This window comes from Pseudomonas sp. 10B238, from assembly GCF_000970615.1.
Classification (GTDB): domain Bacteria; phylum Pseudomonadota; class Gammaproteobacteria; order Pseudomonadales; family Pseudomonadaceae; genus Stutzerimonas.
This window is the reverse complement of sequence record NZ_KQ033978.1, coordinates 1-802: the sequence shown is the minus strand read 5'-3', so window position 1 is coordinate 802 and position 802 is coordinate 1. Positions and strand designations below refer to the sequence as shown.

At 57.0% G+C, this 802-nt stretch carries 1 protein-coding gene; it reads left to right on the top strand.

The annotated features are described in order from the left end of the window. A partial coding sequence (locus RT21_RS22865; RefSeq protein ID WP_046164467.1) for a hypothetical protein occupies positions 1-234 on the top strand: 234 nt, incomplete at its 5' end. Between the last annotated feature and the right edge of the window lie 568 nt (positions 235-802).

Genomic DNA, 802 nt, shown 5'->3' with positions numbered 1-802 from the left:
AACCAGCAGGCGCTGATCGAAACCAGCTTGCAGCTTGGCTTCGTGCCGATCCTCGCCTCGGTTAAACCACAGGTCTCAGCACACGTAGCTATCGACCTGGAAGGCGGCAGCGGCCCGAGCGGGATCTACATCGACGAGGCGGACTGGAAGTTCATAAAGCTTCGTGAGCAAGCAGAGCCATTTGACGTCTCAGCTGTTCAAAGGCCTGCTAAAGAGGTCGAGCCAGTCAGCTGATCACAAGATCGAGAACTAACCAGCTTGCCACTGATGCGAGCTGGTTAGTTCAGCCTCAAACTCCCCCGCTGTACCGCCTTAGTGCGACCGCGCTTACAAGCTGAGCTGAACTGAGCGGCTCGCCGCGTCGGTGAGTACAACTGCTACTGCTAGGCACTGACCGATAGGCGATACCGTCAGCCACCCGATGTCTCGGATCGCGTCTACCCTACGTGTGCTTTCCAGCTACGTCTCAGCATGAGCATTCGCAACTGCTATCCAGCTCGCCACAGCGTGAGCGCTCAGATTTAGAACCACCGGCTAGCCCCATACCGATCCAAACAGCTCCCAGCATCATGACAATTGTGCCTGCCACGCGGCGTGAGCCTTCGAGACTGTGATGCCTCCGGGCAGAGTGCCTCACCGGAGCTGTCGAAGTCGCATCATTTGATGTGAGGACGCACGATGGCTCGCCAGTTCTGAAGCAAGTTCTGAACGCAGGAGCGAGCTAAAGGATCATGTGGGATAAACGGCAGTGCGAGGGTTCAGTCTTTTCGTCCCCCAAAGACAAACCCCCGATCCTCTTACG